Annotated in this window: 10 protein-coding genes and 3 pseudogenes; 7 read left to right on the top strand and 6 right to left on the bottom strand. The window is 42.3% G+C overall.

The genetic code is table 11. The features are described 5' to 3' along the window. Nucleotides 1-189 precede the first annotated feature (189 nt). Nucleotides 190-6,287: pseudogene (locus tag AXF18_RS01740) on the bottom strand (alpha-L-fucosidase). A gap of 340 nt (nt 6,288-6,627) precedes the next feature. After that, nucleotides 6,628-7,104, bottom strand: coding sequence for a glutathione peroxidase (locus AXF18_RS01735; protein WP_049550451.1), 477 nt, complete (start codon nt 7,102-7,104; stop codon nt 6,628-6,630). Between the two features lie 201 nt (nt 7,105-7,305). Here AXF18_RS01735 and AXF18_RS01730 point away from each other — a divergent pair, with 201 nt between their 5' ends. The 5 genes and pseudogenes from AXF18_RS01730 to AXF18_RS01710 all read left to right on the top strand — a co-directional run bounded on the left by AXF18_RS01730 (nt 7,306) and on the right by AXF18_RS01710 (nt 10,810). After that, nucleotides 7,306-7,584, top strand: a complete 279-nt coding sequence (locus AXF18_RS01730) for a TIGR04197 family type VII secretion effector (protein ID WP_000108755.1) — start codon at nt 7,306-7,308, stop codon at nt 7,582-7,584. Next, a pseudogene (locus AXF18_RS10255) lies at nt 7,581-7,939 on the top strand (hypothetical protein). The gene AXF18_RS01730 and the pseudogene AXF18_RS10255 overlap by 4 nt, the downstream one beginning before the upstream one ends. After that, a pseudogene (locus AXF18_RS01720) lies at nt 7,929-9,572 on the top strand (T7SS effector LXG polymorphic toxin). Before AXF18_RS10255 ends, AXF18_RS01720 begins: the two co-directional pseudogenes overlap by 11 nt. 10 nt (nt 9,573-9,582) lie before the next feature. Beyond that, nucleotides 9,583-10,197 (top strand): TipC family immunity protein, encoded by a 615-nt coding sequence (locus tag AXF18_RS01715; RefSeq protein WP_049550450.1) that lies wholly within the window; start codon nt 9,583-9,585, stop codon nt 10,195-10,197. A gap of 4 nt (nt 10,198-10,201) precedes the next feature. Then, nucleotides 10,202-10,810 (top strand): TipC family immunity protein, encoded by a 609-nt coding sequence (locus tag AXF18_RS01710; RefSeq protein ID WP_049550449.1) that lies wholly within the window; start codon nt 10,202-10,204, stop codon nt 10,808-10,810. Between the two features lie 113 nt (nt 10,811-10,923). Here AXF18_RS01710 and AXF18_RS01705 read toward each other — a convergent pair whose 3' ends face one another. Genes AXF18_RS01705 through AXF18_RS01690 form a run of 4 tightly spaced genes read right to left on the bottom strand, consistent with a single transcriptional unit; the run spans nt 10,924 to nt 12,580 of the window. Continuing rightward, nucleotides 10,924-11,463: a DUF3278 domain-containing protein gene (locus AXF18_RS01705; RefSeq protein ID WP_049500394.1), complete on the bottom strand. Its 540-nt coding sequence runs from the start codon at nt 11,461-11,463 to the stop codon at nt 10,924-10,926. 12 nt (nt 11,464-11,475) lie between these two features. Continuing rightward, nucleotides 11,476-11,817, bottom strand: coding sequence for a hypothetical protein (locus tag AXF18_RS10190; RefSeq protein ID WP_000838130.1), 342 nt, complete (start codon nt 11,815-11,817; stop codon nt 11,476-11,478). Between the two features lie 10 nt (nt 11,818-11,827). Then, complete coding sequence (locus AXF18_RS01695; RefSeq protein ID WP_049500391.1) at nt 11,828-12,370, bottom strand: DUF3278 domain-containing protein; 543 nt, start codon at nt 12,368-12,370, stop codon at nt 11,828-11,830. Nucleotides 12,371-12,385: 15 nt separating this feature from the next. Further along, on the bottom strand, nt 12,386-12,580 hold the full coding sequence (locus tag AXF18_RS01690; RefSeq protein ID WP_001082470.1) for a helix-turn-helix transcriptional regulator: 195 nt from the start codon (nt 12,578-12,580) through the stop codon (nt 12,386-12,388). 162 nt (nt 12,581-12,742) lie between these two features. Here AXF18_RS01690 and rsmH point away from each other — a divergent pair, with 162 nt between their 5' ends. Both rsmH and ftsL read left to right on the top strand, forming a co-directional pair. Continuing rightward, entirely contained in the window at nt 12,743-13,693 is a 951-nt protein-coding gene (gene rsmH, locus AXF18_RS01685) for a 16S rRNA (cytosine(1402)-N(4))-methyltransferase RsmH (protein WP_049550448.1), read from the top strand. 10 nt (nt 13,694-13,703) lie between these two features. Beyond that, on the top strand, nt 13,704-14,021 hold the full coding sequence (gene ftsL / locus AXF18_RS01680; protein ID WP_049550447.1) for a cell division protein FtsL: 318 nt from the start codon (nt 13,704-13,706) through the stop codon (nt 14,019-14,021). Nucleotides 14,022-14,024: the final 3 nt, after the last annotated feature.

The raw sequence follows: 14,024 nt of genomic DNA, 5'->3' as shown, positions 1-14,024 counted from the left end.
TTTACTTGAAAACGTGGTTGGATTTGAGAACAGCTATTCTCAATGATCATCTTACTTTATAGAGTCATACCAAAACATCCATGTACATTTGTGGATGTTTTTTAATTTTACAGATAGAAAAAGAGAAGACCAAACGGTCTTCTCAACGGGGGAACTGAATAATTAGAAAGAATCAATCAAAGAGGGTTATTAGTCTTTGAAATTCTTTTGGAAGATGAGGAGAGACAAGATAGAAGTAATGGCTGCCAAGAAGAGGAAGGCACTTGCTTCTTGTTCCCCAGTTGCAGGGAGTCGTCTTTCCTTGTCTTCTTTGATTGTAGCTGTAACAGGAGCTTTTTCATCTTTTGATGATGAATTATTTGTTACGGCTGGAGCAGGTTTTTCAGTCTCTCTTGGTAGAACATACTCAGGAAGAGTCACAACTGGTGGCGCTTCTGTTCCAACTGAGCTTTGTTTGCTACCTACCTCAATCACTCGATCTTGAGCTGGAGTTGCTTCTGTCTGGAGAACCTTGCGATTGTCACCGTCCACTTCAACATACTCGACTAAGAGACCGTCTTTCCCTTCTGATAGAACTTGTTCTTTTCCTTTGTCTAATTGTGGGTTTTCGCGACGAATCGTCTTGAACGGTACGATCTTATTGACGATTTCCAAGCTTGGAAGTGTAAAGACAAGGTCTTTAACCCCTTCCTCAGGACTTGAAGAAGTAATTGGTTTCTCAGGTTGCGCTGGAGTTTCCGATTGAGTCGGTTTCTCAGGTTGAGCGGGTTTTTCCGGTTGCGCCGGTTTCTCAGGTTGAGTCGGATTTTCAGGCTGAGCTGGCTTTTCAGGCTCGGCAGGTTTTTCCGGTTGCGCTGGTTTTTCAGGTTGAGCCGGAGTTTCTGGTTGAGCAGGTTTTTCAGGTTGAACTGGATTATCAGGTTGAGTTGGTTGTTCCGGTTGCGCTGGCTTTTCAGGCTGAGCCGGAGTTTCCGGTTGAGCAGGTTTTTCAGGCTGAGCTGGTTTCTCAGGTTGAGCAGGTTTCTCAGGCTGAGCCGGTTTTTCAGGTTGAACTGGATTCTCAGGTTGAGTCGGATTTTCAGGCTGAACTGGTTTTTCAGGTTCAGCAGGTTTCTCAGGCTGAGCCGGTTTTTCCGGTTGAACTGGATTCTCAGGTTGAGTCGGCTTTTCAGGCTGAGCTGGAGTTTCCGGTTGAGTCGGTTTCTCAGGCTGAGCCGGAGTTTCCGGTTGAGTTGGTTTTTCAGGCTGAGCTGGTTTCTCAGGTTGAGCAGGTTTCTCAGGCTGAGCCGCTTCGAGTTTGTTGATTTGTTCGAGAGCAGTTTCTAGCGCTTGATTGACTGCTTCCTGAGTTTTAGCTTCTTGGATGGCAGCAATGGCTTGGTCAGCAATTTCTAATAATTTCTTCTTAGCTTCCTTGTTGGATCCAAGCTCAGCGACTTTTTTCTCGATAGCTTTTGTCAAGCTGTCCATAGCCTTATCATACTCAATTTCCGGTTGTTTTGGTTCAGCTGGTTGCTCAGGTTTAGAAGGTTCTTCAGGCTGTTCCGGTTGCTCTGGACTAGGTTCCTCTTGGCCTCTTTGATAGTTCTCATCCTTGGATAGGATATCTTGTAGGGCACTGACTGTCAACATGACATCCTGAACATCCACTGCATCAGCACTGAGTTGGTTTCTCAATTTTTCTAGATTTGCTTGGAAAGCTTGGCGTGCAGTAGCCGTATTTTTCAAGCCTGCTGGATCAAAGTTGGACAGATCATCTTTCCATTTAGAGATAGACTGGATGATATCTGCCTTGCTGTAGAGTTCACTGCCTTCGCCACGAGTGATAAATTGGTCCACCTGAATACCGATATTTTGAGATAAATCGTTTCGATCAGGATCTAGTTGAAGGGTGACTGCGTGCAGGTTTTCGTCCAGACCTTTTAGGCTAACTAGAGTTTGATTGCCTTGACGTTGGGCTGCACGACCGCTAAAGTATTTCTTACCATCAATAGTTGAAGCATTTCCCATTCCATCTTGGTAAGGAACTTCTTTGCCATCTAGGAAGATTTTGTAGATACCATGATTTGGATCAACATAGCCCTTGATATCAAGTCCAGTACCGTAGAAGTAGGCTGTGACAGTTGTCTTTTTCTTTTGCTCATCAGTTAAGCGGCCAAAGGAAGCCCAAGACTCAGTCTTTTGGTACTTGTCTGCCGAATTGGTTTCATGGTGCCAGCCAGGACTGTAATCCAACTGACTAGCTTGGTCATCATAACTTGTTTGGTCCTTGATCAGCAATTCAGCTTTCATCACTTGGATGGTTGCATCGGTAGCGAAACCTAGCAGGGCACCATCAGTGACAGAAGTGAGCTTGGCTTTGAAGTCAAAGATAGAGTCGGCTTGTTCTGTAAAGTCAATCGTTGGGATGGTCACAGTCTTTTCTGTCTCTCCGTCTTTAAAGGTCACATCTTGAGTTGTATCTTGGTAAACTTTACCGTGAACACCAGTTCCAGGTTCTGTGATGAAGCGAACAGTAGCAGTCCCCTTGCTTCCACCAACACGCTTAATCTTAACAGTGACTGGTTTTCCTTTTTCGACTTCGTAGTTACGAGTTCAAACATCCCTTTACTATCATTGTTTAGGGTGTAGATTCCTTCTGTAGCAATTGGTTCGCCTGTTTTGTTCACGAGGGTAATAGTGTGTTGGCCTGGTGCTAAATCGCCTGTCTCAAAGACTTTTTGGCTGCGTTTACGACTAGCATTCTTAGTTTGCACATCTGCAACCTTTTGACCATCAACGTAGACGGACATTTCTCCGTGACCTGGATCGACCGTAGAGACGACATAGGCCTTGGTTCCTGTGAAGGTATAGCTGACTTTGGCGTCTTTTTGATTGGTCCACATAGAAGTGCCACGAACACCTTCAGATTCATTGTACCAAGTTGTTCCAGCTGTATCTGCCGTTGTGTTTGAGTGGTATTCCAGTCCAAGAGGGTAGCCATCTGTCTTTTCAATGCTGCTTGGTGTCTTGTAGACTGAGAAGTTGGTTAAGATTGGGGTTGCTTGAGCACCGGTGATGGTTACACGGATTTTTTGTGCTTCTACAGGCTTGCCTTGAATCAAGCGACGGTAACCAACGGTCGAACCTTCACCATATGTCACCCAGCGTCCGTTGATTTCGACTTCAATCTTGAAACCTGAGATACGTTGACCTTTGGCGATATCTTCCTTGAGTTCAACGACGTCAAATCGTCTCTTTTGCCCCAAATCGACTGTAAAGCTACCGGTTGTGGCATCATTTGAGAGCGCCCAGCTGGTGTCATCTGTACCGTCTGTGAGGTGACTTTCCTTGTAGAGGTGGTTTTGACGAGTAGAACTTGCTGTTACAGTCGCGCCTTTGGCAAAGTCAGTCGCATACATTTGGTCTAGGGTTGCCTTGAATTCCTTCAAGCGAGCCACATCCGCATCTGCGAATTTTCCTTCTTTGTTTGGTGGAATGTTGAGAAGGAGTGGGGTTCCACGACCAACAGATTTGAAGTAGATATCCATCAACTCTTTGAGTGATTTCGGCTGTTGATTGTCATGATAGAACCAGCCTGAACGGATCGAAACGTCAGCTTCCCCTACAGAATACATATCACCATCTGGGTCACCATGGTTGAGGTATTCGTTTTTCACATCGTCTGTGATGTTGGCCCGTTTAACTTTATGCCATACAGGGTCACCAGCGATACCACGTTCATTTCCGATCCAGCGAACGCTTGTTGGTTGAGCAGAGAAGATGGCGATATCTCCTTCAGCTTCTTTGATGTATTTGAACCATTCATCAAAGGTATAGGTCACTTTTTGGGCACCGCTACCACGCGCACCGTCCATCCAAACTTCGATGAATTTCCCTTTATTTCCGTATTTTGGGTTTCCAAGGATTTCTTTCAGTTGGTTGAGATAGTATTGGTTGTATTCCTTTTCGGTTGCAACATGGTATTTTGGATGATTGGCATCCCATGGTGACAAGTAAACACCCATATTCATGTCGTACTTGCTGGCAGACTTGGAAACTTCTTCGAGAAGGTCACCCTTTCCATCTTTCCATGGGCTGGCAGCTACAGTATGATCCGTATACTTAGAAGGGTAAGCAACGAAACCGTCGTGGTGTTTAACAACCATAATGGTTCGTTTGAAGCCCGTTTCCTTCAGGGTGCGAATCCACTGGTCAGTATCCAAGTTGGTTGGATTGAAGTATCGAGGGTCTTCTTTCCCATTTCCCCATTCAGAATTGGTATAGGTGTTCATTCCGTAGTGGATGAAGGCTGCCAATTCTTCCTTGTGGTAATCGAGTTGAGCCTTGCTTGGAAGAGGTCCATGATTGCCAATTTCGGTTTCTTTATCTTCTGGATGAGCCACTGGTGGAGTCGGTGTCGTTGGATTAGCTGTATCAGCGACTGGCTCGTATTCAAAGACGACCTCATTCACCCCTTTTTGCTGGATCCTTGCTTCCAAACTAGCCTTGACTGGACGGTAGCCAGCAATGTCTTTTGCATGGAAGGTGTTGACAAAGGAAACGTCATACTCTTGACCGTCATTGTTATCAACTGTCGCTTCCGCTAGTTCAGTAGTGGTTCCTTTTTGACGGTAGTAAACTTTGAAGGAGCCTTTGTTGACTTTATAGACTACCTTGATGACACGTGTACCGGCAGGCGCTTTGCTGACAACATTGTGATCTTCAGCCCAAGCATCCTTTAGTTGTTTATTGACCGCTACACCATCAATGGATACAATTTCGTATTTGTCTTTATTCTTCTGATAGAAGTCCGTTTTCTCGATTTCTTTTTTGAAATTATAATCAAATGGCGAATCAACAGCTGTCTGTTCGATAAAGGTATCATTATCTTTGACAGGATTTCCTTCTTCGTCTTCGTGTTGGATAACCACACGACCGTATTCAACTCCCTTGGTCAAGGTAGCAATCCCATCTTGGTTAAAGGAATATTCGTTGCTTCCGATCACAGCTTTCTCATTCCGAAGCATACGCCCTTCATCAGTAAAGTAGTAACGATTTCCGTTGTCTCCCTGGTACCAGCCTTTCACACCATACTTGGCAATCATGTCCTTCACCCATTTCAGTTGTTCAGGTGAAAGGACGAGTCCACCACCAAAGCGATCCTTTTCAGCTACACCATTGTCAACGGTTCCGTGTTGGTGAACCCCCAGAACTTTTCCTTGGCTATCGACAATCCCGCCACCAGACAAACCAGATACAGAAGTGGTTTTATAGGTGATACCAGTCGTTCCCTTATCATCATAGGACTCAACAGATCGGATGGTCCCATCTGCCTTGTAAAGCTGACCAGCTAGGATAGGTTGTTTCAGTTCTTTGGAGCTCGAGTCAGTTGGATAGCCAATCGTACTGATGGCTTCTCCCGGCTGATGCGTCTTGTGCTCCGCTAAAGGCGCAAAGGTTGCTGCTTTGTTTGGACTAGCAATCGGAAGAGGAATAGGAGCTTCTACAAGAGCAAGGTCGTTCTTATAGCCTTTTCCAAACTCCTTCTTATTCCAGAAATGGATATCCTTTTCTCTGAATAAAACCGTAGTTCCAGAAGATGGCAGTGAATTTTTCTTTTCGCTGTTTGAACCAACGTTATAGTAGAACTGGGCAGATTTTCCACCACGAATGTGACCCTCGCCAGTTTCTTTATTGGCCTCTAGGAAGTTATGAGCAACGGTAAGGATCAGGTTAGGTGCTACGAAGATACCTGAGCCTGAAACGAGGTAGCGTTGTTCCCCTGCATTGTAAGTGCTGTAAACCATAGTAGCAGCAGTAGCAGGTTGCCCCTCGTAGTTGATGTGTTTGAGGTCTTGTCCACCGTTAATGATGGCACGGTTTCCGTTCTCAGCTTCTTTTGGAGCTTCTTCCTTGTCCTTTAGAATGCTCTTAGTTTCTACCTTTGGACTAGCTTTCTGGTCAACGATAGTAGTCGTATCGAGTTCTTTGACAGGTGTGTCTGGATAGGCACGGTCCTGAATGTCTTCAGGGAGCAAGTCAGCACTGTTGGTATCGGCAACAGGTGTTTCTTGTTTTTCAACTTCTACACGGCCTTCTTCTTTGACTGGTTCAGCCTTGGTCTCTTCTATATCTGCGACTTGTTTCATTTGCTGATCTAAATTGGATGTCGTGGCAGGAGACGTTTCGTCTGCACGCACGATTCCAGAAGCAAAAAATGCCAGTCCCACGATAACAGATGCCACACCTACAGTCAACTTCCGAATGCTAAATGTTTGCCCTTTTTCAAAAAGGTATCGATTCATAATATACTCCTAGTTTTTAGAAAGGCAGTCAGCTACTGCCAAGCCCAAGTCTGACTTGGTTACAACTTGATTTAATGAAAAACTCTCTGATAATTTGTAAGCCACCTTACCTCCTGTTTATAAAGCGCTTTCATTTTAAGATAAAAAAATTTAAAAGGTCATTTCTCCCTTAAAATGACTGAAAACTTTTAATATAACAAATATACTAAATTAATGAAAGAATTGCAATAGCAAAAAGCAAAAAAATAAATATAAATTAAAGAAAATCAGTTACTTTTTAAAGAAAAAACGCATCCTTTCATGGCTCAAACTAAATGAAGGGATACGTTTTAAAAAGAAATTAGAGTATTTTTTGGAGAGACTCTTGGATGGTTTTGGGGTCTGTTTTGGAAGAGAAGCGCTCAAGGACTTGCCCATCTCGACCAATGAGAAACTTAGCAAAATTCCATTCGATTCGTTTTCCTAGCGGACCAGCTTTCTGGTCTTTTAGCCAAACATAAAGAGGATCTGCTTCCTTGCCGTTGACCTTAATCTTGGCAAAGCGAGGAAAAGTGGTCTGATAGTGTAGACTGCAGAAACTATTGATTTCCTCTGCGCTGCCAGGTGCTTGTCCCATAAACTGATTGCAAGGGAAATCTAGGATTTCAAAGCCCTTATCTTGATAGCGTTCATAGAGTTCTTGAAGTCCCTGGTACTGGGGCGTTAAACCACATCCAGTAGCAGTGTTGACAATCAAGAGAACCTTGCCATGATAGCTCTCCAGGGGAGTTGCTTGGTTGTTTTGGTTCAAAACGGAAAAATCATATATACTGGTCATGAGGGCCTCTTTTCTTTTTCTACATTGTAACAGTTTTTACCTTTTTCGTCGAGTTGGATGAGAGAAGTTGTCAAAATAATACACAATTGTACATAAATCAGGACAAAATGATGCTCCTTTTATGAAACATGGTATAATAGGCCTATATAGCTAAATGTAGTGTACCTATCACTAGGGAATGAGAAAAAGGATAAAACAGCCATGTCAACAGTAAAAAGTGATCTAAATATTGCGCAAACATATGCGACTCAGCTTAAAAATGCTTGTCAATCGTTAACAGCGATCGCTGCGGCTAGTCAGGATGACTTAACGACCTTTCAAGGGAATAACAAGGCTCATCAATGTCTGACAAAGGATCAAAATCTAGCTAGTCAGATAACAGCCGCTGTCACCCTAACTTCCGAACGACTTCACTCTGTAGCGAGCGATTTTGAGGCGCTAGATGAAGCGGGTGCCAATGGTTTTAGGAGTCATACATGAGCACGTTAGATGAGTTGAAGAACAGAGAGCGAGAACTCTTGTACCAGCTAGAAGACAATGGAAAAGAGAACTACCGCACTAAAAAACTGATAGAAACCTTTGAAGGATATGATAGAGCCAGCCACCGTTATCAAAGTGATTGTGGGAGGCAGCCTATCAGAGCCGATATGCAGGACAGTTGGAAGAAACGCTCCTGCAAAGAAACCAACTCAAAAACCAAATCTTTGAGGACCTCACCTACCACATGGATGATTTGAAGAAAGAAAAGTTCCGGTTAGAGGGAGACTTGGATGCGGTTTACTATGAAAGACGCAAGGAACTAGAAAGAGAGGAGGAGACACGTCATGGGCATTGATATGTATTTGGAACAATCACAACTACAAAGTTCAAGTGTAGCGACCATGTGTCAATCTCAGGTGGAGGCTTATCAAGCCTTGCAATCAGCCATCCAAAAGTTTTCAGAGGATACGGAGAGTCTAAAGGGCGACGCTTATGATTCGGCTAGAAGTTTTTTTGCAAGTGTCTTGCTACCCTTGAGCAAAGGGGGACAGCTCTATGCTGAAACCTTCTCTCAAGCCATCAAGAAATTACCAGCAGACTACCAAAGTATGGTCGACAGCAAGAGTTGGCGCGAGGATGATCTGCTTGATAAGATCCGTCAGGAAGAGCAAATGATCGCCTATCTAGATGAAGTCAACCAATCCCTTTCTTCCTTGACCATGGATAGCGAAGAAAAAGGGAGATTGAGACGTAGTAATGTGGAGCTCATGAGAGGACACCACGCGAATAAACGTGTCTATGAAACGATTTTGAAAGACCTGCGTGCCTATGATAGCTATTCAGGAGGACTTTTCGATGATCTAGACAGTATTGACGTGCAGTTGAGTCGCGGACTGGGCCAGATCGAATCGAGCTGGGATGCAAAGAAAGGCGTCTTTAAAGTCCCATCTGACCTGACTTGGGCCAACTAGCTGACTGCCTATGCTGATACAAAGGACTTGAAGCTCAGCCGTCAAGAGAAGGCCTTTGTCCAAACCATGATGGCAGAATACGGCTTTGACGCAGAGACAGCCCAACAACTCTTGACCATCAAGCAAGGGATAGATAAGAAATTCCCAACCTCCAGTCAAGAGTTCCGTGACTATATCTTTTTGCGAGTCGTCGGTGCGGCAAACTATAATGACTTTAGGTGGAAAGAAACTGCGGGACATTTGAAAAAATATTTTTATAAGCTGACAGGCGGCAGCTCGATTACAGGAAAATCAAGAACAGTAGAAAAACCGCTTCTTGAAATTTTTAAAGAACTTGGAATTGAAGATGTAAAAGATGCAAAAAAATTGATTTATAATCTTAGACTGCAACATGAAATGGTCGGGGGAACTTATTTTGATGCTGATACACTGAAAACAAAGAATAAAGAATTTTATGATAAAAGTTTTGAAAATTATAAAAAAATTTATGAGACTACAGAAGGTTTTGACCAATTTTGGGATTCAAAGCTCAAGGCCTATTCTAACAATGGAGCAGGCCATGCAGACTTTACCCACCAATCCATCACTATGGCGACTCACCTTAATCCTAATCAAGTTCAGTTAGCTGATGTCTATGGCGGTAGAGAGAATGTCAAAGATCTTTCTGGATGGGAGGGAGACACGACTAAAAATGCTACGGATATGAAACCAAGTATTGGCGAGGATGATTACAAGGCGGATTTGGACTCGGTCAATCTTATCGGCCGCATGCAGAAGGGGCAATCCTATGATCAAGCCATATCTTCTTACTATGCTGACCTTCAAAAGGATTCGACTCTTAGAGAAAGAGAATTCTTAAAAAATAAGGATTGGAAAGAAGTTAGAAGTACTATTTATGCTAGCATCCTTCCATTAGAGGTTATGGAAAAAGGTGAAGACGCCATTAAAGCATATATCGAAAGTAACTATCCAGAAGTATCGACATTTTTAAATCGCTTGGAAGCCATGGCGGAGTAGGAGAATGATGATGAAGAAAATATTCAGTATATTAGCTTTAGTCTTACTAGTTGTATTATTTTGTTTTTACTTTTTTCCTAAACAACCTAAAAATATTTTTGATGAAATCTACCAGGAGACAGAGAAAACATATCGCTCAAATAATATTTTAAGGCATATAGATGGGTTTAAAATCAGAGCAGTTTGGCCAAGTGATGACCCTAATATTTTGTATACTCCGTTCGGATTATACAACAAAGAGAAAACACCGTCAGATTATTCTGAGATTAAAATTGGGTTTAATTTTCGAAGCTCACAGAAGGTTTTATTTATTTACTCTGAAAGAAGCCTATCTTCTAATGTTAGTGTAAAAATATGGGGAAGCTACAATTATAAATTAGGTGTTTTGAGTAAAGAAGCCACTATAATAAAAAAAGAAAATAATTCCAAAGTATATATTGATGATCAATCGGAGGTAAAATCCTACCTAGAGCAGTACGGTGTCACTGCCAAGGACTTGGACTCTTACTACGACGAAATCATCAATCAGAGAGTCCTGAAAGATTGGTGTTCGATTTATGACAGTAAGTACTCGCCAAGCAACTATGGCGATGTCAAGGTTGAAACCCAGTGGGAGAATTGGTGATAATATGAAGAAAATCCTAGGCCTAGTAGTCTTATTCGTGATAATCATATCATCCTGTTTTTACTTTTTTGTGCGTCAACCTAAAAACATTTTTGATGAGATTTACCAAGAAACTGAGAAAACCTATCGGTCAAATAATATTTTAAGAAAAATAGATGGCTTTGAAATCAGAGAAGTTTGGCCTAATGATAGTGAATACTTTGCATACACCCCTTCTGGGAAGTATCAAACTCGTCTTGGAGACTATAAAGATATAAGTATTAGCTTTAATTTTGGAGAAGGTATCAAAGGGATGACGATACGTTTTGAAAAAAGGATTAATTCGGATATTACTCTATGGTATTCAGCACACTATAATATAAAAAAGAAAATTCTCAAAAAAGGGCTTGCGATTTTTGAAGAGCCAAGGCAACCAGGTCAATATCTAGAGGATGAAGAAAAAATAAGAGAATATCTCAGAAAATATAATATTTCTAAAGAAGAATTAGAGCAAGACTATGATAAAATCGTCAACCAGAAAGTCTTGAAAGACTGGTGTTCCATTTATGACAGCAAGTACTCGCCAAGTAACTATGGTGAGGTCAAGATTGAAACCCAGTGGGAGAATTGGTGACGAGGGTCAGTAGATATTTTGGAAAATATCCTATGAATTGAAGAGGAAACCCCACCTAGAACGAACTAGGTGGGATTCTTTGCCTATAAAATGAGAAATTAGCGAATCTTGCTCTATTTTTTAACGTGTTCCGATAAAAAGGCATAGGTCATGGTTCCAAAGATGGCACCAATTCCCAAACTCAAGATTAGTAAAGGGAGCGTTTTATCGAAATGGAAGAGATTGTCCCAAAAGGTATTGAGGGGAAGACGCTGAACAAAGAGTTTGTGAAAGGCTGATAAGACAAACAAGCCAATTGGAATACTGATGAATACACCCCAACTACGAAGGTTGATTTGACTTTTGCTGTAGCTTTTGTGATGGATTTCGGACGGGTCATCCTTGTCCAAATGTAAGTTGCGAACTGCTAGTCTCGCCCTAGATGCGAGGACGAAGATAAGTCCAAAATAGAGGTAGGGCATGGCATCTCGAACCAACTCTATGAAGCGTCCAAATAGGAGATAGAACAAGAAGAGTAGGAGAGAGGAGTATACGATTTGGATCAAGGCACGGGCACAAGCCTTGTAAATCATCTCTTGGCGGCATTCATCAAAGGGGCCTTGTATGTGAAAGAATAGTTTGAGTAATCGAGTGGTGAGATCTTCTTTTTTCATGGGAGTAACCTCCTAAATGAGCGATTTTTGATTGATTTCTTTAAAGAGTTGATAGAGAGTATAGAAGTAAACCAAACTAAAAATGATACAGATTATTAGAAATACCAGGTATCTCCAATCCATAGGATTTGTTAAAAGTTGTGGAAAGGATACGAGGATAAAACAGAGAGATGCGTTTAGAAGACGTATTTTTTTTGATTGGATTTTCTGGAATCTCTGTCCCTTGTTCAATACAGGAAGGAATAAAAGAAAGATAATCAAGAAAGGATGCTCAATATGTCCAGAAAGTAGGAAAAAGGTAACAAAGATACTGATAAAAACATGACTGATCAGTAGTCTAGCTAGTGATTTCATAAGGTACCTCCTAGTCGTCTTCTCGATCTTTCTTGGCTTTTCGAATGCGCAGAGAGACGATAATTTGTATGGTCACTCCGAAGAAGAGGGTAGCTAGGATAGTTGATACAAAATGCCCTGTATTTAAAAGAGAACCAAGATAATCCTTGCTATCATCGGTTAGGACATTCAGAAGCGGTATTCCAAAGAACATGCCCATGCCATAGATTAGACCGGCTTTTAGACCAGGAAAATGCAGTTGTTTACTTTCTTTCTTGCTTAACATTTCGGGGTCAATAGCTGTGATGCCCGTTTTCTTGGTTTGAGAGACCACATAGAGGGCAGCCATCATCGAAATGCCAAATACCACGAGAGGATAGCCGATAGCGACAATTTGCGGGTATTTATAAGCAAGGACAAAGGGGATGAGGTTGCCAAATATCATGAGATAAAAGAGAACGATAAAGACCTGATTCCCGATACGATCGGCCTCGCGCCGTTTGTGTTCGTCAAGGGGGCCAGAAATGCCGTATGTGCGTTTGATGAGTTTGTCAGTGAGAGTTTCTTTTTTCATTTGTTTGCTCCTTTTTTAAAAATCGTCTTCCCAAAAGAGACTGTTAAGGTCAGTTTGGAGGCTGCGGGCGAGATTGAGACAGAGTTCCAGGGTTGGATTGTACTTGTCGTTTTCAATCATGTTGATGGTCTGTCTCGAGACACCGATATCTTTGGCGAGCTCGAGCTGGGAAATGCCCAGTTCCTTGCGGAATTCTTTGACACGATTCATAGGGTCTCCTTTCTGATATGTCGTATATATTTGACTACATTATATTCTTTTGAGGATGAGATGTCAAGTATATATGACATATTTTTGAGAATTTTTTTCGAAGAAACTTAGCCTTGTCTGACAAGTGCAAGCTGGTCAGATTTGTGGTAAAATAGATAAGATATGACAAAAGAATTTCATCATGTAACGGTCTTGCTTCATGAAACGATTGATATGCTTGACGTGAAACCTGACGGTATCTACGTTGATGCGACTTTGGGCGGAGCAGGCCATAGCGAATATTTATTAAGTAAATTGAGCGAAAAAGGGCATCTCTATGCCTTTGACCAGGACCAGAATGCCATTGACAATGCGCAAAATCGGTTGGCACCCTATATCGAAAAGGGGATGGTAACCTTTATCAAGGATAACTTCCGTCATTTGCAGGCACGTTTGCAGGAGGCTGGTGTCCAGGAAATTGATGGAATTTGTTATGACTTGGGAGTGTCCAGTCCTCAGCTGGATCAGCGTGAGCGTGGCTTTTCTTATAAAAAAGATGCGCCACTGGATATGCGGATGAATCAGGAAGCTAGTTTGACGGCCTATGAAGTGGTCAATCATTATGACTATCATGACCTGGTTCGGATCTTTTTCAAGTATGGTGAGGATAAATTTTCTAAACAGATTGCCCGTAAGATTGAGCAAGCGCGTGAGGTGAAACCCATTGAGACAACGACGGAGTTGGCAGAGATTATCAAGTCGGCCAAGCCTGCTAAGGAACTCAAGAAAAAGGGGCACCCTGCCAAGCAGATTTTCCAGGCTATCCGAATCGAAGTCAATGATGAGCTGGGCGCTGCAGATGAATCCATCCAGCAGGCCATGGACATGCTGGCTTTGGATGGTAGAATCTCGGTCATTACCTTCCATTCGTTGGAAGATCGTTTGACCAAGCAATTATTCAAAGAAGCTTCAACAGTGGAAGTTCCCAAAGGCTTGCCCTTCATTCCAGATGACCTTAAGCCCAAGATGGAATTGGTCTCCCGCAAGCCAATCTTGCCAAGTGCTGAAGAGCTAGAAGCCAACAATCGTTCGCATTCAGCCAAGTTGCGCGTGGCTAGAAAAATTCACAAGTAAGAGGAAGAACATGGCAGAAAGAATCGAAAAAACAAGCCAGTTATTGCAAACGAAGTTTAAAGGTTTTTCACGTGTGGAAAAGGCTTTCTATGTTTCGATTGCTGCAACAATGATTATCCTGGCAATTAGCGTTGTGTTTATGCAGACCAAGCTATTACAAGTTCAGAATGAATTGACCAAGGTTAATGCTCAAATCGAAGAAAAGAAAACAGAGCTAGACGATGCCAAGCAAGAGGTCAATGAATTGATTCGTTCAGAACGTTTGAAAGAAATTGCAAACTCTAAGGATTTGCAGCTGAATAACGAAAATATCCGAACAGCGGAGTAAGAA

The organism is Streptococcus sp. oral taxon 064 (assembly GCF_001683375.1).
Taxonomy (GTDB): domain Bacteria; phylum Bacillota; class Bacilli; order Lactobacillales; family Streptococcaceae; genus Streptococcus; species Streptococcus oralis_S.
Note: the sequence above shows the minus strand (reverse complement) of the source record. Positions and strands in the feature narration are given on the sequence as shown.